Annotated in this window: 16 protein-coding genes; 4 read left to right on the top strand and 12 right to left on the bottom strand. The window is 70.6% G+C overall.

What is annotated here, in order from left to right; genetic code table 11:
• Nucleotides 1–146: 146 nt before the first annotated feature.
• The gene (locus tag ACIN94_RS22300; RefSeq protein ID WP_400708918.1) at nt 147–2156 is read right to left on the bottom strand and encodes a hypothetical protein; all 2010 of its coding nucleotides are present in this window, start codon (nt 2154–2156) and stop codon (nt 147–149) included.
• A gap of 249 nt (nt 2157–2405) precedes the next feature.
• On the opposite strand from ACIN94_RS22300, the gene cofD reads away from it, so the two are divergent.
• Together cofD and ACIN94_RS22290 are read left to right on the top strand one after the other, a co-directional pair.
• Nucleotides 2406–3395 carry a 2-phospho-L-lactate transferase gene (gene cofD / locus ACIN94_RS22295; RefSeq protein ID WP_400708916.1) on the top strand — a complete coding sequence of 330 codons (990 nt, stop codon included), beginning with the start codon at nt 2406–2408 and terminating at the stop codon, nt 3393–3395.
• Complete coding sequence (locus ACIN94_RS22290) at nt 3392–4711, top strand: coenzyme F420-0:L-glutamate ligase (protein ID WP_400708914.1); 1320 nt, start codon at nt 3392–3394, stop codon at nt 4709–4711. The genes cofD and ACIN94_RS22290 overlap by 4 nt, the downstream gene beginning before the upstream one ends.
• Before the next feature lie 100 nt (nt 4712–4811).
• Here ACIN94_RS22290 and ACIN94_RS22285 read toward each other — a convergent pair whose 3' ends face one another.
• From ACIN94_RS22285 to ACIN94_RS22235, 11 genes are all read right to left on the bottom strand, one after another.
• A complete protein-coding gene (locus ACIN94_RS22285; RefSeq protein WP_400708912.1) occupies nt 4812–5066 on the bottom strand; it encodes a hypothetical protein in 255 nt (84 codons plus the stop codon).
• A 356-nt stretch (nt 5067–5422) separates the two neighbouring features.
• The gene (locus ACIN94_RS22280) at nt 5423–8008 is read right to left on the bottom strand and encodes a bifunctional FO biosynthesis protein CofGH (RefSeq protein WP_400708910.1); all 2586 of its coding nucleotides are present in this window, start codon (nt 8006–8008) and stop codon (nt 5423–5425) included.
• Between the two features lie 304 nt (nt 8009–8312).
• Nucleotides 8313–9218, bottom strand: coding sequence for a DNA-3-methyladenine glycosylase family protein (locus tag ACIN94_RS22275; protein WP_400708908.1), 906 nt, complete (start codon nt 9216–9218; stop codon nt 8313–8315).
• Nucleotides 9219–9251: 33 nt separating this feature from the next.
• Complete coding sequence (locus ACIN94_RS22270; RefSeq protein WP_400708906.1) at nt 9252–10346, bottom strand: sugar phosphate nucleotidyltransferase; 1095 nt, start codon at nt 10344–10346, stop codon at nt 9252–9254.
• Nucleotides 10347–10363: 17 nt separating this feature from the next.
• Nucleotides 10364–11485: a glycosyltransferase family 4 protein gene (locus ACIN94_RS22265; protein WP_400708904.1), complete on the bottom strand. Its 1122-nt coding sequence runs from the start codon at nt 11483–11485 to the stop codon at nt 10364–10366.
• Nucleotides 11486–11575: 90 nt separating this feature from the next.
• Nucleotides 11576–12502, bottom strand: coding sequence for a lysylphosphatidylglycerol synthase domain-containing protein (locus ACIN94_RS22260; RefSeq protein WP_400708902.1), 927 nt, complete (start codon nt 12500–12502; stop codon nt 11576–11578).
• The gene (locus ACIN94_RS22255; RefSeq protein ID WP_400708900.1) at nt 12499–13338 is read right to left on the bottom strand and encodes a class I SAM-dependent methyltransferase; all 840 of its coding nucleotides are present in this window, start codon (nt 13336–13338) and stop codon (nt 12499–12501) included. The genes ACIN94_RS22260 and ACIN94_RS22255 overlap by 4 nt, the downstream gene beginning before the upstream one ends.
• A gap of 182 nt (nt 13339–13520) precedes the next feature.
• Nucleotides 13521–14588, bottom strand: coding sequence for a glycosyltransferase family 4 protein (locus ACIN94_RS22250; protein WP_400708898.1), 1068 nt, complete (start codon nt 14586–14588; stop codon nt 13521–13523).
• A 3-nt stretch (nt 14589–14591) separates the two neighbouring features.
• The gene (locus tag ACIN94_RS22245) at nt 14592–15485 is read right to left on the bottom strand and encodes a glycosyltransferase family 2 protein (protein ID WP_400708896.1); all 894 of its coding nucleotides are present in this window, start codon (nt 15483–15485) and stop codon (nt 14592–14594) included.
• A gap of 205 nt (nt 15486–15690) precedes the next feature.
• Nucleotides 15691–15936: a type II toxin-antitoxin system Phd/YefM family antitoxin gene (locus tag ACIN94_RS22240; RefSeq protein WP_400708894.1), complete on the bottom strand. Its 246-nt coding sequence runs from the start codon at nt 15934–15936 to the stop codon at nt 15691–15693.
• A gap of 216 nt (nt 15937–16152) precedes the next feature.
• Nucleotides 16153–18309, bottom strand: a complete 2157-nt coding sequence (locus tag ACIN94_RS22235) for a hypothetical protein (protein WP_400708892.1) — start codon at nt 18307–18309, stop codon at nt 16153–16155.
• 104 nt (nt 18310–18413) lie between these two features.
• On the opposite strand from ACIN94_RS22235, the gene ACIN94_RS22230 reads away from it, so the two are divergent.
• On the top strand, nt 18414–19829 hold the full coding sequence (locus ACIN94_RS22230) for a hypothetical protein (RefSeq protein WP_400708890.1): 1416 nt from the start codon (nt 18414–18416) through the stop codon (nt 19827–19829).
• Nucleotides 19830–19987: 158 nt separating this feature from the next.
• Nucleotides 19988–21580 carry an LCP family protein gene (locus ACIN94_RS22225; RefSeq protein WP_400708888.1) on the top strand — a complete coding sequence of 531 codons (1593 nt, stop codon included), beginning with the start codon at nt 19988–19990 and terminating at the stop codon, nt 21578–21580.
• Nucleotides 21581–21669 lie beyond the last annotated feature (89 nt).

Here is a 21669-nt window from a genome sequence, read left to right as displayed (position 1 = left end):
CAACACGTGTGTAATTACACGCGCGTGCCCGGTGTGGCGTCAAGCGGCATGCCGGTATCCGGGGAAAGACCTGCTCTCCCCGGTTCTGAGTCGTGTGCCGGCCACGACGGTAACGAGCCAAGCGATCATGACGACCGCCTGGCCGTTCAGTGCTCTCGGCGGTCGGAACCGTACCAGGACATGTTCTGCTCCTGACCGGGGCCCACCCTTTCTCTATCGGAGGTTTCCTCACCCGTGACCTGAGCCGAGCGTTCCGGCCGGTAAATCGCGGTGGGGTCTATGGTCGGGTGCGAGTCCCAGGAGTTCCCGCCGGGCGAGTCACCCTGGTAGGCGTTCGGGTCGAACCGGAGCGTCGACTCGGCCGGCGACTCCCACTGGTGACCGCCCTGTTGCTGGTACGGCTGCGCGGCGGCCGGCGTCTGCGGGTGGCCGAACGGATCGTCGTAGGTCCCTCCCGGCTGTGCGGCACCGTACTCGGGGACCCGGAACTGCGGATCGGCTCCCTGGGACTGCTGCTGGTAGCTCTCCGCCTGCTGGTAGGCCTGGGCCATCTGCTGTGAACGGGCGTCGGCCGGGTCGGGCGCCGGGTAGTGCAGGTTCGGCTCGGTCGGCCGCGCGAAATCCGTGCCGGAGTAGCCGGCGAACGGCTGACCGTAGTTCTCCGGCGGCTGCGGGAAGGACGACTGCTCCTGGCCGTCGAAGGACACGCGCTGCTGGCCGTCCGCCGCCCCGTAAGGTGCGGGCGCCTCGGCCTGGTAGAAGGAGGCCTGCTGCTGCTCGGGCTGCGGGGCGTAGCCCGGAAGCTGCGCGGCGCCGGACGGCGGGTAGCCCGGAACCTGCTGCTGCGGCTGCTCCGCGGCTGCGGCGTAGACCGGCGGTTCGTACGGCGTGGCCGGCGCCGGAGGCTGAACGTCGGCGGCGACGTACGGGCTCGGCGTGTAGGTCTCGGCCGGGACGGCGGGAGCGGGCGGAGCCTGCGGGGCGGGCTGCGCCGGAGCGTAGGAGACGGCCTGGTTCCCGTGCGGCTGGTTCTCCACCGGCGGCGCGAAGGGGGCCTGGGAGTAGCCGTCGCCGACCGGCGGGGTGTAGCCGGACGCGTTCTGCTGGCCGTACCCGTCGGAGGCCGCGGCGGAACTGCGGGCGGGCGGGAGTGCCGGCTGGCCGTAGGAAGGCTGCGGGGCGGGCGCGGGCTGGGCCTGCGGATAGGCGTTCCCCCCCTGAGGCGGGTAACCCTGCTGCGGAGCCTGCTCCTGAGGCTGGTAGCCCTGCGGCGCGGGCACGGGCTGGGCCTGCTCCTGGGGCGCGAAACCCTGCGCCTGGTAGCCCTGCGGATACCCCTGACCGCCCTGCGGGGCCTGCTCCTGGGGCTGGTAGCCCTGCGGCGCGGGCATGGGCTGGGCCTGCGGGGCAGGACCACCCTGCGGATAGACGTGCTGTTCCTGCGGGGCCTGCCCCGCAGGCGGGTAACCCTGCTGCGGAGCCTGCTCCTGGGAGGGGTGACCCTGCTGCGGAGCCTGCTCCTGAGGCGCGAAACCCTGCGCCTGGTAGCCCTGCGGATACCCCTGACCGCCCTGCGGGGCCTGCTCCTGGGGCTGGTAGACCTGCGTGGCGGGCGGGGCCTGCGGGGCAGGACCACCCTGCGGATAGACGTGCTGTTCCTGGGCGTACGGCTCCTGGGAGTAGCCGGAGCCACCCTCGACGCGGAAGCCGGTCACCTGGGGAGCGGCCGAGGCCGCCTTCGGCAGCAGGTAAAGCAGCCCGACCACGACCAGCGCGAGGCCGGGCAGGACGACGAGAAGGAACTCGACCTTCCGTCCGAAGTCCACATCTCCGCTGAACAGCCCGCCGAACAGCCCGACCACGCCGAACAGCGCGGCGAGCCCGAGCATGGCCACGGCGATGCGGGCCATCAACTTCAGCCGCTCGACCACCGGGCCGAGGTTGCCGGCCAGCAGCACGGCGCCGACGAGCAGCGCCACGATCACCGGTGAGGTGAAGTCGTCCACGTATCCGGCCGCGCGGAGGCCGAAGGACGACTTTCCGCCCGAGGCTCCGAAGAGCAGCCGCTCGATGCCGACGAGAACGCTCGTGGACGCGATGGCGATCATGAGCCACGCGGCCGGCTCTCGGAGCCGGCCGGCTTCAACATTGATCACAACTACCCCCATCGGGTCTTTAGGTAAACCCGGCTCAGTTTTGCACATGGCTGACTTCGGTGTCGGTAGACCAGTGAACCCCACGAATCCCATATGTGCTTCATTGCACCTTATTGTCGTATATTTACAGACCATCCAAGCGGCCCTGCCAGCGAAGACGCTCCTCGTAACGATCATGACAAGGTGGCCCTCACCCTGGGGGAAGCCCCTTCGAGCCGACCTGCCCGAGGCAGTGGAAGACTGGATGACATGCGCATCGTTTCCCTCGCCGGTGGAATCGGCGGCGCCCGGTTCCTACGCGGCCTGCTCGCCTCGTCCCCCGACTCGGAGATCACCGTCATCGGCAACACCGGTGACGACATCACCCTCTACGGCCTGCAGGTCTGCCCCGATCTGGACACCGTGATGTACACCCTGGGTGGTGGCATCGACGAGGAGCAGGGCTGGGGCCGCCAGAAGGAGACCCACGTCGTCAAGGAGGAGCTGGCCGCCTACGGCGTCGAACCGCAGTGGTTCGGCCTGGGTGACCGCGACTTCGCCACCCACATCGTGCGCACCCAGATGCTCCGCGCCGGATACCCCCTGTCGGCTGTCACCGAGGCGCTGTGCGCGCGCTGGAAGCCGGGCGTGCGGCTGATCCCGATGAGCGACGACCGGACCGAGACCCACGTGGTCATCTCCGACGAGCAGGGGCGCCGGGCCGTCCACTTCCAGGAGTGGTGGGTACGGCTGCGCGCCTCCGTCCCCGCCGAGCAGATCATCCTGGTCGGCGCGGACCAGGCCCGCCCCGCCCCCGGCGTGCTGGAGGCCATCGCCGAGGCCGACGTGGTGATCCTGCCGCCGTCCAACCCGGTGGTCAGCATCGGCACGATCCTGCAGATCAAGGGCATCCGCGAGGCCCTTACCCCCAAGACGGTCGTCGGCGTCTCCCCCATCATCGGCGGCGCCCCGGTCCGCGGCATGGCGGACGCCTGCCTGACCGCGATCGGCGTGGACACCACCGCCCAGGCCGTCCTGGAACTGTACGGCTCGCCGCTGGTGGACGGCTGGCTGGTCGCCGAGGAGGACGACGGGGTCAGCCTCGACGGCGTCCACGTCCAGTCCCGTCCCCTGATCATGCATGACGTCGAGTCCGCCGCCGCCATCGCCCGGGCGGCCCTCGACCTGGCCATGGAACTGTCGGCCTCCCGGGAGGAGCCGGCCGCGTCCGCCGGAGCTCGGAGCGAGGACGTCCAATGAACAGAACCCGCCGCAGGCGGCACAGCCAGCCCGACGTCAGGCTGGAGCTCTTCCCCATCCCGGGGATCCCCGAGGTGCGGGAGGGCGACGACATCGGTGAACTGATCGTCGCGGCCATGCCCGACCTGCGCGACGGCGACATCCTGGTGGTCACCTCCAAGATCGCCAGCAAGGCCGAGGGCCGGGTCCGCCGGGGCGTCAGCCGTAACGAGGCAGTCGCCACCGAGACCAGGCGGGTCGTCGCCCGCCGGGGCGAGACGGTGATCGCGGAGACCGCGCACGGTTTCGTCATGGCCGCCGCCGGGGTGGACGCCTCCAACACCGAGTCCGGCACCGTCGTGCTGCTGCCCGTCGATCCGGACGCCTCCGCCGTGGCCGTCCGGACGCGCGTCCGGGAGCGGCTCGGCGTGTCGGTCGGCGTGATCATCTCCGACACCTTCGGCCGCGCCTGGCGCAACGGCCAGACCGATCTCGCCGTCGGTGTGGCCGGAGTGACCCCCGCGCTCGACTACCGGGGCATGTCCGACGACCACGGCAACGCGCTGGAGGTCACCCTGACCGCCATCGCCGACGAGTTGGCCGCGGCCGGTGACCTGGTCAAGGGCAAGGTCGCACAGACCCCGGTGGCGGTGATCCGGGGCATAGCGGAATACACCACTGACGAGGACGGCCCGGGCGTCCGCGAACTGGTCCGCCAGTCCGAGGACGACATGTTCCGGTACGGCTCGCGCGACGTGGTCTTCGCCCGCCGGACCATCCGCGAGTTCTCCGCCGAGCCGGTGGACGGGGCCAAGGTCCGCCGGGCGGTGGACGCCGCGATCTCCGCGCCTGCCCCGCACCACACGACCCCGTGGCGGTTCGTCCTGCTGGAGTCGGCCGAGATCCGGGAGAAGCTGCTCGACGCCATGCGTGAGGCGTGGATCGCCGACCTGCGCGGCGACGGCCTCTCCGAGGAGTCGATCGCCCGGCGGGTCCGGCGCGGCGACGTACTGCGCGCCGCGCCGTACCTCGCGGTGCCCTGCCTGATCATGGACGGCTCACACACCTACCGCGACGACCGGCGCAACGCCGCCGAGCGGGAGATGTTCGTGGTCGCCACCGGCGCCGGAGTGCAGAACTTCCTCGTCCAGCTCGCGGTGGAGGGACTCGGCTCGGCCTGGGTGTCGTCCACGATGTTCTGCCGCGACGTGGTCCGCGAGGTGCTCGACCTGCCCCCGGGCTGGGACCCGATGGGCGCCGTCGCCATCGGCCACCCCGCCGCCCCGCCCCGCGACCGCGCCCCCAGACAGGCCACCGACTTCATCGTCGTCCGCTGACCGTCCGGGGGACGACACACGGGAGAAATCGTGAAGGTGGGATCGGCTTACCCTCGTGAGGTAAGCCGATCCCATCTCTGCGGAGCTCGGCTTCGTACCTTCATCCGTACCGGAGCGCGTTCACAACTATCGCGACCAGGATCAGTGCCCCTCCGCCGACCACGATCATCTTCCGGACCGCCCCCCACGCCGCCGCCTTCGCGCCCGGAACCTTCGCGGCCGCCTCGGTCACCGCCTGGACCGCCTTGCCCCAGCCCGCCCAGGTGTCCACCGTCCGCTGGAAACGTCGTCCGACGGAGAAGACGATCGTCGCGATCACGATGAAGATCAGGACGCGGCCGTTCGAGCTGTCCAACGTTGCACTCCTACCCGGGGGGAAGCAGGATTCTCGTTACTGCGGGTATGTCAGCGGCCATCAGAGCCGCGAGATGGCGAACACGATCATCGCGATCACGATGAGCGCCAGGATCCGACCGGCCGAGCTATCCATCGCGTACTCCTACCTGGAAGGAAGCAGGATTCCATCACTAAGAGTATGCGAATGACTACGGATATGCCAGGAACTGTTTCCTTAAGCCGCGCGGATTGGAACCGTCCAATGGATGGACGCCGCCCCGCCAGGCGGCCACAGGTTCAGAACGCGGCGGGAACACGGGGGGACGGGATCGCGCAGGCGACACCGGAGGGACGGGAAACCGTCGATGGAACCCGTCACACCTGTTCGAGTGGCAGGAGCCTCCGAACGCTCTGGCAGACGCCGTCGCTGGCCGCCGCGGCGGCGAGCCGGCCGGTGTCCGGAACGCCGTAGGAGGTGGTCCGCTGCCGGACCGGCCGGCCGGTGGGGGCGACCATGGCCGCGATGTCGGTGATCGTCTTGAAGGAGCCGTTCTCCGACCCCGCCATCCGGCTGATCGTCTCCTCCATCAGCGTGCCGCCGAGGTCGTTGACCCCGCCCTGGAGCACCTGACGGCACAGGTCGTCCCGGAGCTTCACCCAGGAGCACTGGATGTTGCCGATCGCGCCGTGCAGGAGGATGCGGGCCAGCGCGTGCACGGCCCGGTTCTCCCGCGCCGTCGGCCCCGGCCTGGCGATCCCGGCCAGGTAGATGGGCGCGCTGTGATGGACGAACGGCAGCAGCACGAACTCGGAGAACCCGCCGGTCTCCTCCTGGATCCGGCGGATCAGCCGGATGTGCCGCACCCAGTGGGCGTGGTTGTCGACATGGCCGTACATCATCGTGGAGGTCGTCGGGATGCCGACCCGGTGGGCGGTGGAGACGACCTCGACCCACTCGGCGGTGGGCAGTTTGCCCTTGGTCAGCACCCAGCGCACGTCGTCGTCGAGGATCTCGGCCGCGGTCCCCGGCAGCGAGTCGACGCCCGCCTCCCTGGCCGCGATCAGCCAGTCCTCGATGGACAGATCCGTACGGCTGGCACCGTTGATGACCTCCATCGGGGAGAAGGCGTGGACGTGCATCTCCGGCACCCGGGCTTTGACCGCGCGGGCGATGTCGAAGTAGGCGCTGCCGGGCAGGTCCGGATGGATACCGCCCTGCATGCACACCTCGGTCGCCCCCGCCTGCCACCCCTCCCAGGCCCGGTCGGCGACCTGCTCCAGCGAGAGGGTGTAGGCGTCGGCGTCGGTACGGCGCTGCGCGAAGGCGCAGAAGCGGCAGCCGGTGTAGCAGACGTTGGTGAAGTTGATGTTCCGGTTCACCACGTAGGTCACGTCGTCGCCGGACACCTCCCGGCGGAGGTCGTCGGCGATCCGGCACAGCTCCTCCAGCGCCGCGTCGTCCGCCCCCGCACCGTCGGGGTCACCGGCGGCATCGAGGAGGGCGAGCGCCTGCGCGTCGGTCAGCCGCGCCGGATCGTCCGCGGCCTGCCGCAGGGCCGCCCCCGCCTCCCCGAGAAGCACGGCGGGGGCCGGGAGCCGCTCCCTGAGGGCATCCCAGTCGCCGTAGACGTGGTCGAAGTCGTCGCGGCGGTCACCGGTGCGGCCCTCGGTGTCGACGGCGGTGTGCAGATCGGTGCGGCCGAGGGAGACGAAACCACCGTCCGGCTCCTGCCAGGGCAGGCCTGCCGGGAGCGCGCCCTCGCGGGCGAGGCCGGTCTCCGGGTCCGCCAGGGCGGCCACGTGCGCGTTGAGCCGGGGGTCGAGCCAGGGCTCCCCGGCCAGCACGTACTCGGGATAGATGGTCAGCCGCTCCCTGAGGGCGAACCCGGCGGCGGCCGTGCGGGCGGCGAGGTCGTCGATCTGCGGCCAGGGGCGCTCGGGGTTGACGTGGTCGGGCGTCAGCGGGGAGATCCCACCCCAGTCGTCGATACCCGCCCTGATCATCAGCTCGTACTCGGAGTCGACCAGGTTGGGTGGCGCCTGCACCCTCATCCTGGGCCCCAGCACCAGCCGGGTCACCGCGATCGTGGCGGCCAGCTCCTGCAGGTCGGCGTCCGGCATGCCGCGCATGGCGGTGTCCGGCTTGGCGCGGAAGTTCTGGACGATGATCTCCTGGAGCCCGCCGTACTCGCGCGCCACCCTGCGCAGTGCGAACAGCGATCCGGCCCGCTCCTCGGCCGTCTCGCCGATGCCGATGAGGATGCCGCTGGTGAACGGCACGTTCGTCCGTCCCGCGTCCTCCAGCACGCGTAGCCGTACCGCGGGGTCCTTGTCCGGCGAGCCGTAGTGCGGCTGCCCCTTCTCCTCGAACAGCCGCCGCGAGGTCGTCTCCAGCATCATGCCCATCGACGGTGCGACCGGCTTGAGCCGCTGCAGGTCCTGCCAGGTCATGACTCCGGGGTTCAGGTGCGGCAGCAGCCCGGTCTCCTCCAGTACCCGGATGGACATCGCGCGGACATAGGACAGGGTGTCGTCGTAGCCGTGCGCGTGCAGCCACTCGCGGGCCTGGGGCCAGCGGTCCTCCGGCCGGTCGCCCAGGGTGAACAGCGCCTCCTTGCATCCCATCGCCGCGCCCTGCCTGGCTATCTGGAGCACCTCGTCGGGGCCGAGGTACATGCTCTCCAGCTTGTGCGGGGCGGTGGCGAACGTGCAGTACCCACATCGGTCGCGACAGAGCCGGGTCAACGGGATGAAGACCTTGCGACTGTAGGTGATGACCCCCTGTCGCCCGACCGCCTCCAGACCCGCGTCCCTGACCCGTCCGGCGTGGTCGAGGAGGGCGTCGAGGTGGGCGTCTCGGGCGTGCAGCAGAACGGTGGCCTCGGTCACGTCGAGAGCTTTTCCATCACGGGCACGGGCCAGTGCCCGGCGCATCGCGGTATCGGTGGGGTTCACGCTCATGACGGCACAGTACGGCGCAGCACCGAGGAAACCGGACGCGGGTACGGGCTACGGACAGACTCTTCAGATTCCCTAAATAATACCGTCAAGAAAATCTCAGTAGACGTAAATATGTGCATACGCATACATTGGAGGCATCCCACCCGGACCCACTCAGGACCTCAGGAGCCGAAAATGATCTGGTTTCTCCTCGCCCTCGCCGCGCTCGCCGTCCTCGCCCCGCTGATCGGAGCCGACACGCGCGACAGCCGCGACTGGCGGCCCGTCGAACCCCTCGCCGAGCCCTTCGCCGGCCCCGGCCGGGTCAGAACCGGCGATAGTCGCGTGCCGGCATCCGTGGCCCCCGAGCGGGCGGCCGCTTACCGCCCAGCTCCAGCAGTCTGCTGACCCGGTGCCGGTGTCCCCGATAGGGCGCGAGCAGCCGCAACATCCCCACGTCGTCGGTCTTCTGACCGGTCAGCGACCAGCCGACCAGCGAGGGCAGGTGATAGTCGCCCACCGAGACCGCGTCGGCGTCGCCGTGCGACCGCTGGCGCACCTCGGCGGACGTCCACGCCCCGATCCCGGGCAGCGCCCGCAGCAGCCGATCCACGTCGGCGCTGTCCCCGGCCGCCTCCAGTTTCCCCGCGTGCCAGGCGACGTTCGCGATCGTCCGCGCCCGTACGGCCTCCGTTCCCGCCCGGTGCCAGTCCCATGACGGGATCGACCGCCACACCTCGGGCTCGGGGAAGACCCTCATGCCCTCGGGTGCCGGTCCCGGGGCGGGCTCGCCGTACCGGCCGAGCAGCCACCGCCACGCCCGCCAGGCCTCACCGGTCACGACCTTCTGTTCCAGCACGGCCGGCACCAGCGCCTCCAGCACCCGGAAGGTCCGCCCGACCCGGAGCCCCTCGTAGCGCCTGGCCGCGTCTCTGAGCACATCGTGCCCGGGGACGAACCCCGAGATGTCATCGTCGACGCCGAGCATCGCGGGAAGCGTCTCCAGCAGCCAGCCGGCCCCCGGCCCCCAGGCGGTACCGGCGACCTGCCCGCGCAGGGCGACCGTCCTCAGTGTCCCGGCGCCGTCCGGGGTCCGCGAGGTCCGCCAGATCGCCCCGTCGGGCGTCTTCCGCCAGGTCGGGTCTCCACTCCCGCGCCGGTGCGGGGCGAGGGTCAGCTCAAGGTCGAGCGGCCCCTCCGGACGCCACTGCCGCTCTTTCGCCACGGTCACGTTCTCACCGCATCTGTGCAGGCCGCAGGGGAGTCAGATGTCGCTGGAGAAGCGGACGGAGCACTCCGGGAGCACCACGCCGGGCCAGATGCGGCTGCCCGCCACCAGCTCGTTCCCGGGCCCCACGATCGCGCCGTCGCCGATGACGGCGTCGCGCAGGATCGCTCCGGAAGCGACGCGGGCACCGATGCCGATCACCGAGTCGATCACGGTCGCCCCCGAGTGGATCACGCAGTCATCGCCGAGCACACTGCCGGACACCTGGGCGCCGGACTCCACGACCGCACGGGCGCCGACCACCGAACCCCCGTCGATCTTGGCCTCGGCCGAGACCCTGGCGCCGGACAGCGCGAGGAACTCACCGGTGGGGCCGGGCAGAGCGGGCGAGGCCAGGCGGCCGAGGACCAGGTCGCGGGAGCCCTTGATGAAGGCCGCGGGCGTGCCGACGTCGAGCCAGTAGGAGGCGTCGGCGTAGCCGAGTACCAGGGCACCGGAGTCGATCAGACCGGGGAAGGTCTCGCGCTCGACGGAGACGACCTCGCCGGCCGGGATCAGGTCGATCACCGAACGGGTGAAGACGTAGCAGCCGGCGTTGATCCGGTTGGTGACCGGGTTCGGAGTCTTCTCCAGGAAGGCGGTGACCCGCCCCTCGTCGTCGGTCGGCACGCAGCCGAAGCGCGTGGGGTCATCCACCTCGGTCAGGTGCAGGGTGACGGCGGCCCCCCGGTCGACGTGCCGGACCACCTGGTCGCCGATGTCGTGGCCGGACAGGATGTCGCCGTTGAGCACCAGCACCGGCGCGTCGGGGCCGCTGGTCAGCGCCTCGGCGGCGTTGCGGATGGCACCGCCGGTGCCGAGCGGGGTCTCCTCGGTCACGTATTCGAGCGAGAGCCCGAACGCCGAGCCGTCACCGAACGCGTCGGAGAACATCTCCGCCCGGTAGGACGTGGCGAACACGATGCGCCGGACACCGAACGAGCGGGCCCGTGCCAACTGGTGGGCAAGGAAGGGAACCCCCGCTGTGGGCAGCAGTGGCTTGGGCGTGCCGAGCGTCAGCGGACGTAGGCGCGTTCCCTGTCCCCCGACAAGAAGGATCGCCTCAAGTTCCGGCAAAGAGGTCTCCATCATCCCGCGAGATTAGCTCACTATTCGACAGCACGTTGATAAGAGAGCAGGTGGGCCTCAGCCGAGGCCTCCCAGGTGAAGTCCCTGGAACGGGCCAGCCCGGCCGCCGACAGGGCCTCACGGCGCTCCTGCGACGTCAGCAGCGCCCGCAACGCGTCGGCGATGCTGGCGTCGTCGGGCTCGGTGTAGGCGACGGCGTCACCCCCCACCTCGGGCAGCGAGGTGCGGTGTGTGGTGAGCACCGGCGCACCGCAGGCCATGGCCTCCAGCACCGGCAGTCCGAAACCCTCGCCGCGCGAGGGGAAGGCCGCCACGACCGCGCCGCCGAGGAATCCGGACAGGTCGGCGAATGACAGGTAGCCGGGACGGAGCACCTTCACGGTGGAGGGCACCTCTCCGACCGCTGCGTCCACGTCGGCGTCACGGAGGCCCCCGGCCAGCACCAGGGCGGGCGGATCGGGGAGGTTCTGAACGGCCCGTACGAAACCCCGGATCAGATTGGGGACGTTCTTGCGCGGCTCCAGCGGGCCGAGGAAGGCGACATAGGGGGTGCCGTGCAGGCCGAGCCTGCTGGCGGCGTGCCTGACCTCCCGCTCGGACGGCAGGTGGAACAGCGCGGGATCCACGCCGTGATAGGCGACGTCGATGCGGGTGGGATCGGCGGCGAGCACCCGGATCAGCTCGTCCCTGGTCGCCTTGGACGGCACGATCACCCTGGCCGCGCGCCGGACGGCCGTCCGGGTCGCCGAGCGGAAGAAGGAGGCCTTCACCGCGCTGTGCTGCGAGGTCTCGGTGAACCAGGTGACGTCGTGCACGGTCACCACGGTCGGCAGGCCGGAGCGGAGCGGCATCGAGTAGTAGGGGGCGTGGATCACCTCTGCGCCGACCTGCTGCGCGAGGAGCGGGAGCCCGGTCTGCTCCCAGGTGAGCCGGGCAGCCCGGTTGGTGATCCCGGGCGGCCCTGCCAGGATGCGGGCGGAGGGCGCCAGCGCGGCGTACCGCTGGGCATCGGCCCGCTGGCAGACGACCGCCAGGTCGGCGCCGCCCCTGTCCAGCGCGGCGACCAGTCCGTCGACATACCTGATCAACGCACCGCGATCAGCCGGAACCGCGGCCGCGTCGACGAGAACTCGGGGCGTCAAGAAGGATCGCTCCCCTCAGGATCCACGTGGGACGATCGTCCCTTTCTCCTGTTCACTCTATTGCCAGAGCCTCCGGAAACGCGGGGCGAATCACGCGGCTTTTCGCGGGTCGGGGTCACGCCGGGCAGCGACGGCGCGTCGCGCGGACAGTCCCGCGGCACCGGCGCAGACGAGATCGCCAAGGATGATCACGATCCTGGAGCAGAGCGCCACGACGATCGCCGATCCCCGGTCCAGGACCGGCACCAGCACGGCCACCATGGCGGCCTCACGGACCCCGGCCCCGGCGGGTACCACGAACGTCATGATCCCCAGGCACCAGGACAGGGCGAAGGCCCCGATGGAGAAAAGGACCATCGAGACGCCCGAAAGCCCGAACTCATGGATGATCGCCGCCAGGTTCAGGCCGTACGCGGTCCAGCCGAGCAGCGCCCAGCCCATCGCGGTGAGGATGCCCCTCCGGGTGAGCGGACGCTCCAGCGGCTCGCGCCTCAGCTTCCGCAGCCCGAACCCGAGGACCGCGTTGATCACCTTCGGCTCGAACACCACCACGAGCGCCGGGAGCAGCAGGAACACCCAGGCATACGGCGCGACCGACCCCGGCAGGGCGGCCAGCAGCGTCACCCCCGAGATCACCAGCCCGCTGCCGAGCTGCACCGGCATCGTCAGGAAGAAGGCCGCCGCGCTCCGCGACCGGGGCACACCCAGCTCGCGGCCCATCTCCATCTGGGCGAGCACCGGCCACAGCGAGCCCGGAATGTACTTTCCGAGCTGGCCGACGAAGAAGACCTTCGCCGCCGTGCGGAACGGCAGCGGCGAGCCGAGATCGGCCAGCAGCGCCCGCCACGTCATCATCCCGCCGCACAGCGCGGCGACCACGGCGACCAGCGACAGCACCAGCGCCTGCACCGACAGCCGGGCGAACCCGGCGACGATCCCCTCCCACTGGCCCACCACCACCCACGTGCCGAACCCCAGCGCCACGAGCAGGAAGGCGACGCGGACCAGCCGTCTCACCGGGGGCTGACCGGCTCGGGCGGCTGGGGCAGAGAGACCCCGGCCGGGTGGCGGGTGCTCTTGGTGGCCACCCACAGGTAGGTCGGCACCACCGGCAGCAGCCCCCGCAGGACGGCGCGGGGCAGCCGGGCCAGCACACCCCCGGCCACCCGACCGGCCACGCCGGGGAACAGCTCGGAGCCGGCGAACGCCGCCGGGGTGGCGAGCACCGGGAAGGTGTAGTCCCACACGCGCAGGCCCCGCACCATCCTCCGCAGGCCGCGCCGGGTCCGGTAACGCTCGTAGTAGCTGTCGGCACGGCCGGACAGCCGGACGTAGCGGTCGGCCAGCGCGGGTGGCAGGTAGGACAGGAACGGCAGCTTGTAGTGCGGCTCCATCACCCCGAGCCGGTTGCCCAGCCCGAGGTAGAGCACGCCGTCGTCGGCGAGCACCCGGCGCATCTCGGCCATGATCGCGTCGGGGTCCACCACGTGCTCGTAGATGTGGTTGAAGACCAGCACGTCGATGGAGCCGTCGGGGAAGGGCAGCGCGGTGCCGTCGGCGCACACGAACTCGACCCGCTCGCCGAACCGCTCGGCCGCCTTGCGCAGGCCGGGCACGTCGATGTCCACGCCGAAGGTCCGTCTCGCGCCCGCGGCGGCGAGCTCGTCGGCGATGAACCCGGCCGAGCAGCCGATGTCGGCGACCGTCAGGCCGTCGAGGACGTCCTTGTCACGGCCGAGGAAGTGACCGAGCACCGCCACGATCTTCGCGGCCTTGCGGCGGCGCTTCTCCTCGTCGAGCATCGCCGCCTGGAACTCGGAGTACGCCAGCTGCGCCACCCGTTTCGTGCCCATCGCCTCGCCTGCCACTCCTCGTTCGCTGCGCGGACCGCCCGTCCCTCTCGGTCCGCCGTGCCGAAGGCGCGCCCGGGAGGCCACCGGACTCCCCTTGGCACGCCGCCCAAGCGTACCGGCCAGGACGGAGCTCGGCCCGAGACCGGCACCCGGACGTAGGCGGCCCGGGCCAGGACGGGGGTTCAGCCCGCGAGCAGCGCCTGGATATAGGTGGACCAGTAGGGATCGGGGTCGACGGCCTTGACCCCGGCGCGGAGCCGCTCGGGCTCGCCCGGCCGGTAGAACGCGGTCAGCGCGGCGCGGAGGCTCTCCACCGAGCCGGGCTCGACGAGCAGCCCGTCCACCCCGTCGGTGACGTGGTCGCCGAGTGTCCCCACCCGGGTGGCGATCACCGGCACCCCGTGCTCGTGACCTAACCACACCTGCTGGCTGGCCGTCCCGCTCCGGTACGGCAGGACCAGCGCGTCCACGTCGGCGAACAGCCCCGGCACGTCGTCGTCGGCCACGTAGCCCGGCCGCAGCTCCACCCGCTCGGTCAGGCCCAGCTCGGCGATCAGCGCCCTGGTCTCCTCCAGACCGCCCCAGAACTCCCCCGCGACCCGGAGCGAGACGCCCTCGGGCAGCGCGCGGATCAGCAGGTCCAGTCCCTTGTACGGCCGGACCAGGCCGAAGAACAGCAGCCGGTCCCGCACGCCGTCGGCCTGGCCGCACCCCTGGGACCTGACCGGGAGGTGCGGCGCCATCTCGGCCACCGTCACCGGGGCGGGCCCGAGCTCTCGGGCCAGCGCGGCCTGCGGCTCGGAGTGGACCAGCACCCCCTCCACCCGGCGCAGCAGCGCCTTCATCAGCGGGGTGTCGTAGGGCTTGCGCTCGTGGGGCAGCACGTTGTGGCAGAGCGCGACGACCCGGGCCCGGCGGCGCAGGCCGGCGAGGATACCCAGGTAGGGCGGGACCTGCACCGGGCTGAGCACCGTGAGGATCACCAGGTCGACACCCGCGAGCCACCGGCCGCGGCGGACCCAGCCGTCCGGGCGGCGCCAGTCGAGGGCGCGGTTGACGTCGGGGAACGGGGCACCGTCGGGGGTGTCCACGGTCTGCTGACCGGGGTAGAGGAAGGACGGGTACTGCGCCCTCCACGACTCGATCACCACGTCGTGCCCGGCGGCGCGCAGCCGGTGGGCCAGCTCGGTGGTGTGCGCGGCCCCGCCGCCCTTGTAGGGGTGGGTCGGCCCGACGATCGCGATCCGCATCGCCTACTCGCTCCGGGAGCGCACGATGAGGTCGGCGAGCAGCGCCAGCGACCCGATGAGCAGGCCGGAGATGAAGATCACAACAGTGTTACTGGCCAGGTAGAAGGGCGACTTGACGTTGTCGTAGACCCCCTTGGCCATGCCGATGCAGACCAGCCAGATGGCCGGCGGCATGAGGACCTTGAGCGGGTTGAAGTACATGACCATCCGCAGCACCTGCAGGATGTAGCGGTAGGCGTCGGAGACGAAGCTGAACTTCGACTTGCCCGCCCGCTTGCTGTACTCGATCGGCAGGTAGTAGACGTCATGCTGGTTCGACAGGAACGACAGCGTGATCGTGGTGACGCAGGAGAACCCGGGCGGCAGCAGCCGCAGATACGGCCTGGCGACCGACTTGCGGAACGCCCGCAGCCCGCTGTTGAGGTCGGGGATCTTCTGCCCCGCCAGCCGCTCGGCCACCTTGCGGATGAACCACTTCGCCGGCACCCGCAGGACCTTGTGCGAACCCTCCTCGGTGGTCCGCGCGCCCACGACCTGGTCGATCGTGGGGTCCTTCTCCAGGATCCCGACGAGCTCGGGGATGCGCTCGTTGGGATACGTCATGTCCGCGTCGGTCCACACGACGATCTCGCCGCGCGCCTCCTGCGTGCCGATCCTGCGCACCGTGCCCGACCCGCCGTTGCGGTGGAAGGCCCTGATCCGCATGTGCGGGAAACGCGGGGCGGCCTCCTGCAGCCTGGCCAGCGTCTGGTCGGTGGAGCAGTCGTCGACGGCCACGAGCTCGTAGGTGTAACCGCTGCGGTCCATGGCCTCGGAGATGCGCTCGACCTCGTCGATGACATGGTCCTGCTCGTTGTAACAGGGCAGAACGATCGTGACGTACGGCGTTGCGTCCACGGGTGGTCCACTCTCGGATATCTCGGGCGTGCTCACGTCCGGCGAGGATACTCTGCCCAGTCAAGGACCGGACCCACATCACCCCCTCCGGACGGCCACGCGGCCCTGCCTCCACCCCCTGACCAGCCGGAATTCCAGACGCAGGCGGGATGCTCGGCGGCGGTCGAATCGATCGTGGCCAGGATCGCACCGGTGTCCGCAATGATCATTCGCCGAATCCGTCGAGGTTGCCATCGGCACGGGACGCCCACGTGGGATCTCCGCTCATCGCGTAACCCACGGCAGGCATGACCATCTTCAACTGACGGAGCGGAACCACCATGGCAATGGGCTCCCCTCTCTCGGTGATGGTCAGCCTCTCTCCCGCCTTGACACGCGCGAGAATCTGACTGGTCCCATGGGTGAGGTCACGCACACCCACGGTGTGATCACTGGGCAACGGCTCGCTCATGTGGAAACTCCGTCCTTCATGTGACCACATCGACAGATGAATGCCGTAAGGCATAAGTATCCGATCCAGCCCAGGTCCGGACCGAGGTTCTCTTCACAGTCCCCCGAGGACGTCTCCTCCGGCGTGCCAGCGAGGATGATCGCCCAGATTGACACCGAACTCGCGTTCCCACCCGGATAGTCACGTGGGCCGATCAGCGGCCGGTGATGCCGTCCTTTAAAGACCCGTGTTCGCGGGTGGGACGGCCATCCAGACGTCCATGGACAGGGACCAGGTGCCGTTGGGGGGGTCGATGAGCGATCTCTCGTCCTGGCGGGTGTGGAGTCCCATCACCTGGACCGCCTCGCCGTACGGGGAGAGCTGGCCGGCCTTGGCGGCGAGCAGGACCGGGACGCGGCCTGCCGCGCGGGTGCGGCCGACCAGGCGGATGACGTCGGGCTGGGCGGGGACGTCGGCGCCCCTACGGAAGGCGACCCGGGCGGTGGGGACACCGCAGGTGCCCCGGACGAGCTGGGTGAACCGGTCGCCGGTGACCCGCTCCACGATCAGCACAGAGGCCCGTTCCGGCAGGGCCGCGCAGAGCGCCTCGACCGCCGCGCGTTCGCCGCGCCCGATGGGGGTGAAGGCCGTCCCCGCGGAAGTGATCACCGGGGGGACCAGCAGGAGCACCGCGCCACCGACGGCGAGGCCGTTCTGGACGGCCCGGCCGTACCCCATCCTGCGGGCCTTCTCCCGTACCCAGCGCAGGCCCCAGACGGCGAGCAGGACGAGGCCGGGGATGACGACGGGGACCAGCCGCCGGGCCGCCCACGGATGGTCGGGGGTGATGCCCGGGCGGTAGAGCGTGGTGACCGTGGTCCAGCCGATGACGGCCAGCGGCAGCAGCCAGCCGAACCCCCTGCCCCGGACCATCCTGCGGGTGAGCAGCGCCGCGGCCAGCGTGGCCAGCACCACCACGGGGACTCCGACGTACCAGATCACCCAGTACAGCGAGTCCTCGTAGTAGAGCCGGGAACCGTCGCCCGCCAGCCCGTTGGCCTGCTGGGTCCTCTCGATGAACTCGTAGTTCAGCCGGTCGTCCTGTGTGGTCGGCCACCGGGTCACGACCTGCAGCCACGGCCGGGCCGCGAAGGCCACCGTGACCAGCACCACCAGGCCGGCGGCGATCTCGGGGAGCCGCCGGATCCTCCTGACCCACCGGGCGAGGGCCGCGAGCCGCGTGGCCAGGAGCGCGACGATCAGGGTGAGGACCAGCACCACACCGCAGATGGCCAGCAGCGGCGTGAACGAGCCGGAGAGATAGTCCAGGTAGGGCCTCGACAGGATGTATCCGGCCGCGACCCCCATCCCCGCCCCCGCCGCCAGCCCGAAGAGCAGCGGAACGCCGAGCCGTCCCTCGTCGCGGGTGCCGACCTGGCGCAGGGCGATCAGCAGCCCGGCGTAGACGAGCACGGGCAGCACGTCGCGCAGGCCGTCGATCCTGACCAGGACGGCCAGCCCGAACACCAGACCGGCCAGCTCCGCCCCGATCACGGCGCCGTTCGACTGGGCCCGGCGGATCCGCCCCGGCTGCTCGGCGGAGGGTACGGCCGGCAGGTAGCCGAGGCCCGTGATCCCGGAGCGGAGCCTGACCCGGGCGTCATGGAGCAGGGCGAGACCACCGAAGATCAGGATCATGGAGAGGATCTCGCTGAAGGTGGTGCGCGAGGTGTAGAGGATCGGGAGGCTGACCGCGAACACCAGTCCGGCGAGCGGGGCCCATCGGGCGCCGACCAGCCGTGCCACGACCCCCGACAGGACGAGCACCGCCAGCGCTCCCAGCACCGGCGGCACCAGCAGCAGGCCGGAGAGGCCGCCCACCCAGTGGCCCAGCGCGTCGACCAGCGGCGCGCCCGGCATGAACTGCGGCACGACCGCGCCGCCGGAGCTGTAGAAACCCGCGCTGTCGAAGCGCAGGGCGGGATCCGGCCCGCCGAAGGCCGCCTGCTGGAACGGGACCGGCAGGGAGCCATGCCCGGCCAGCCAGACGGCGTACTGCGCGTAGGTGGCGGGGTCGCGGCGGACGGCGAGCTGCTCGGTGTGGAGCAGGCTGTTGAAGATCCCGGAGGCCAGGGTCACGGCGACGACCCCGGTCGTCTGCCAGGCGGTCGCCTCGACGGTCTCGGGCAGGCGGCGCAGGCCGTACCGGCACAGGACCGCGGCGATCACCAGACCCAGTGGCAGGGCGGCGAGCGGCCGGAACCAGCCGAGTAGCAGCAGTGACAGCCCGGCCAGTAACCAGGCCGCCAGCAGGAGCGCGGGCACGACCGACAGCACGGCGAGCACTCTGCCCGCCGTGGGCCTCCGCGCGTGATCCAGCCAGGTGATCCTCATAGTCCGTCCCGAGCGTAGTGGCAGCTTCCGGTGAGGGCGATGGGCACGCGCACCTGCCTGGGGAAAGCCGGTAGCGTACGCGCAGCGCGCGAAGGGGGCGGCACGTGGTCGGCTGGGCTCGGGGGCACCGATGGTTCCTGGGGGTTCTGGGTCTCGGGGTCGCCCTGCGGGTGGTCACCCTGCTCGGCTACCGGCCCGCGCTCTGGTTTCCCGACTCCTACACCTACGTCGTCACGGCGTTGAGGCCCCGGCCCGACCTGGTCCGGCCGGCCGGATACGCGATGTTCCTGCGACTGCTCGAACCGTTTCACAGCTTCGCCCTTGTCGCGCTGGTCCAGCATCTGCTGGGACTCCTGGTCGGCGTGCTCGTCTACCTCACCGCCCGACGGCTGCGTGCCCCCGGCTGGGCCGCGGTGCTCGCGTCCGTTCCCTCCCTTCTGGACGCCTACCAGATCGAGTTGGAGCACCTGCTGGTCTCCGACACCCTGTTCGCCGCGCTGGTGATGTCGGCGGTCTGCCTCGCCCTCTCCCGGACCGCCGACTGGCGTACGGCCTGCGGGATCGGGTTGCTGGTCGCGGCCGCGACGCTGACCAGGACCGTCGGGCTGCCGCTGGTCGTGATCTTCGCCTGCTGGCTGGTCTACCGGGCGCGGGGCCGGGTGCTCACGGCCGGGGTGATGCTGACCGCGGCGGCGCTGCCGATCCTGGGGTATGGGCTCTGGTTCCACGCCACCTACGGCCGGGTCGGCATCGTGGGCGCCAACGGCGTCTTCCTCTACGCCAAGACGATGACGTTCGCCGACTGCGCGGTGATGAGGCCGCCCGCGGACCTGGCCGTGCTCTGCGACCCCCGTCCGCCGGAGCGACGGCCCCCCGCGCAGGAATACGTCTGGAGCCAGGATTCCCCCCTGGTCAGGTTGCCCGGTATCACCTTCAATGAGGAGAACGACACGCTGGCCGGGCGGTTCGCGACGCTGGCCGTCCAGAGCCAGCCGCTCGCCTACCTGGGCTCGGTGTTCTCCGAGCTGGCGCGCTCGTTCACCCTGAGCCGCCCGGTCTACCCGGACCAGGAGGTCTACGACTACTACGAGTTCCCGGCCACGTCGCCGGCGCCGCCGGGCCGCTACCCGGCCACGGTGGGCGCCGGGTTCGCCGAGCGCTACGAGCGGGGATCGATCACCACCCGGGTCGTCGAGCCGTACGCGGGCTGGATGCGGGCCTACCAGGGCGCCGTCCGGCTGCCCGGCGTGGCGGTGCTGGTGATCCTGCTCGTCCCTCCGGTCACGGCGGCCATCCGGCGGTTCCGCCCGGTGGCGGTGGGCGGCCGGCGGTTCCGTCCGGACTCGATGACGTGGGTGCTGCCGTGGACGACGGCGGTGGGGCTGCTCGTCATACCTCCGGCGGTGGCGGAGTTCGACTACCGCTACGTCCTGCCCGCCGTACCCGCCGCGTGTCTGGCTGCTGCGTTTACGGCGGCTAAACCTTCTTTCCGTAACATTCCAAGAAATGTCCGTATTTGAGTATGCTGGGCGCCCAGATCATCACTGGACCTGTAAAGGGGCGGTCATGACCAAGTTCACGTCATCGTGACGCCCCCTGCTTACCTCCTGACCTACTCTTTGGGCGCAATGAGCGAGCTGAAGCAGCACCTGATGTTGCCGCCAGGCGAGGAGATCGCATGAGCGATCATCGGCATGTCACCGTGAAGGACCGCCGGACCGAACCGGCCGGTCACGGGCGCCGGGGGTCCCGGCGGGCGGGCGGGGACGGCGGGCAGCCTCCCAATGACCCGGCCTATGACGACGGGCCGTCCCGCGGCCCGGGCCGCAGGCCCGGAGGGCTGAGCACGGGCGGCTGGGTGAGTGTCGCGATGACCTGCGTCCTGGTCGCCGGCACCCTCGGCGCCTACAAGGTCTACCGCGACATCGACGGCAACATCACCCGCCAGAACGTCGAGGAGAAGCTCGGCGCGGACCGCCCCCCGGAGACCGGAGCGCTCAACGTGCTCATCGTGGGCTCCGACAGCCGCGAGGGCGCCGATAACAAGAAGTACGGCCAGCACATGCAGGGCCAGGGTGAGCGGACCGACACGATCATGCTGCTCCACATCGCTCCGGACCGCGACAAGGCGACCCTGCTGAGCTTCCCCCGCGACTCCATGGTCCAGGTGCCCGAGTGCGAGAACCTCAAGACGAAGGCGACCATCCCCTCCGGCATCAGGATGATCAACTCGACCTTCAACGACGGCGGCATCGCCTGCACGTGGAAGACGATCGAAGAGCTGACCCAGATCCACATCAACCACTTCGTCAAGGTCGACTTCTCCGGGTTCAAGGGCATCGTCGACGCGCTGGGAGGCATCGAGATCTGCCTGCCCAAGGATGTGTCGGACAAGAAGGCCAAGCTGGAGCTGACCAAGGGCAAACACCTCGTGAAGGGTGAGACCGCCCTCGCCTACGTCCGCGCCCGCTACTCGCTCGGTGACGGCAGTGACCTCGACCGGATCAAGCGCCAGCAGGTCTTCATCAACCAGGTGGTGCAGAAGGCCACCAGCTCCGGCCTGCTGACCGACATCGGCAAGCTGTCCGGCTTCCTGGAGGCCGTCACCTCCTCGATGACGGTGGACAGCAAGCTCGACGTCGCGCGCATGGTGGAGATCGCCCAGAGCGCGAAGTCCCTCACCGCCAAGGGCCTGCAGGGCGTCACCATCCCATGGATGCTGGACCCCACCGACACGAACCGGGTCATCTGGCGGCAGCCCGCCGCCAACGAGCTGTTCGAGACGATCCGCAACGACACCGAGGTGACCGCCAGCCCGGCCCCCAACGCCTCCGCCAAGCCGACCATCAAGCACGAGCAGGTCCAGGTCCAGGTGTTCAACGGCACCGACAAGTACGGCCTGGCCAAGGAGGTGGCCGCGAAACTGGCCGCCCAGGGCTTCAGGGTGACCCAGGTCGGCAACGCTCGGCCGGCCACCGGCAACGTGCCCACCACCGCGCTGCGCTACGGCAAGAAGGACGCCGAGGGCGCCGACTACGCCGACGCGGTGGCCGCCCGGCTCTCCGGCGACAAGCTCACTCCCATCGCGGGCAAGATGAAGCCCGCCTCGGTGGAGAACTACGTGTCGACCATCCCGGTCACGGAGCCTCCGGACGGCCCGATCATCCAGTTGATCATCGGTGACGACTGGAAGGGCGTCCGTGTCCCCACCAAGATTCCCGACTCCCTCAAGGGCGACATCATCGACAGCAAGACCAACCCCTGCCTCTAGCCCCGGCCGGGCGGCGCGGAGGGGGCCGTAGACCCGCGGCCCCTTCCGCCCGGCGACGCGGCGGCCCCCTCCGGAGACGCCCGGGCTCC

It is taken from the genome of Streptosporangium sp. NPDC087985, from assembly GCF_044741965.1.
In the GTDB taxonomy this organism is placed as follows: domain Bacteria; phylum Actinomycetota; class Actinomycetes; order Streptosporangiales; family Streptosporangiaceae; genus Streptosporangium.
This window is presented reverse-complemented; position numbering and strand designations above follow the sequence as displayed.

Excerpts from the sequence above, each read along its gene's own strand:
- ACIN94_RS22225 (WP_400708888.1), top strand. The coding sequence starts at position 19,988 with ATGAGCGATCATCGGCATGTCACCGTGAAGGACCGCCGGACCGAACCG.
- ACIN94_RS22255 (WP_400708900.1), bottom strand. The coding sequence starts at position 13,338 with ATGGGCACGAAACGGGTGGCGCAGCTGGCGTACTCCGAGTTCCAGGCG.
- cofD (WP_400708916.1), top strand. The coding sequence starts at position 2,406 with ATGCGCATCGTTTCCCTCGCCGGTGGAATCGGCGGCGCCCGGTTCCTA.
- ACIN94_RS22240 (WP_400708894.1), bottom strand. The coding sequence starts at position 15,936 with ATGAGCGAGCCGTTGCCCAGTGATCACACCGTGGGTGTGCGTGACCTC.
- ACIN94_RS22250 (WP_400708898.1), bottom strand. The coding sequence starts at position 14,588 with ATGCGGATCGCGATCGTCGGGCCGACCCACCCCTACAAGGGCGGCGGG.
- ACIN94_RS22270 (WP_400708906.1), bottom strand. The coding sequence starts at position 10,346 with ATGATGGAGACCTCTTTGCCGGAACTTGAGGCGATCCTTCTTGTCGGG.
- ACIN94_RS22235 (WP_400708892.1), bottom strand. The coding sequence starts at position 18,309 with ATGAGGATCACCTGGCTGGATCACGCGCGGAGGCCCACGGCGGGCAGA.
- ACIN94_RS22280 (WP_400708910.1), bottom strand. The coding sequence starts at position 8,008 with ATGAGCGTGAACCCCACCGATACCGCGATGCGCCGGGCACTGGCCCGT.
- ACIN94_RS22290 (WP_400708914.1), top strand. The coding sequence starts at position 3,392 with ATGAACAGAACCCGCCGCAGGCGGCACAGCCAGCCCGACGTCAGGCTG.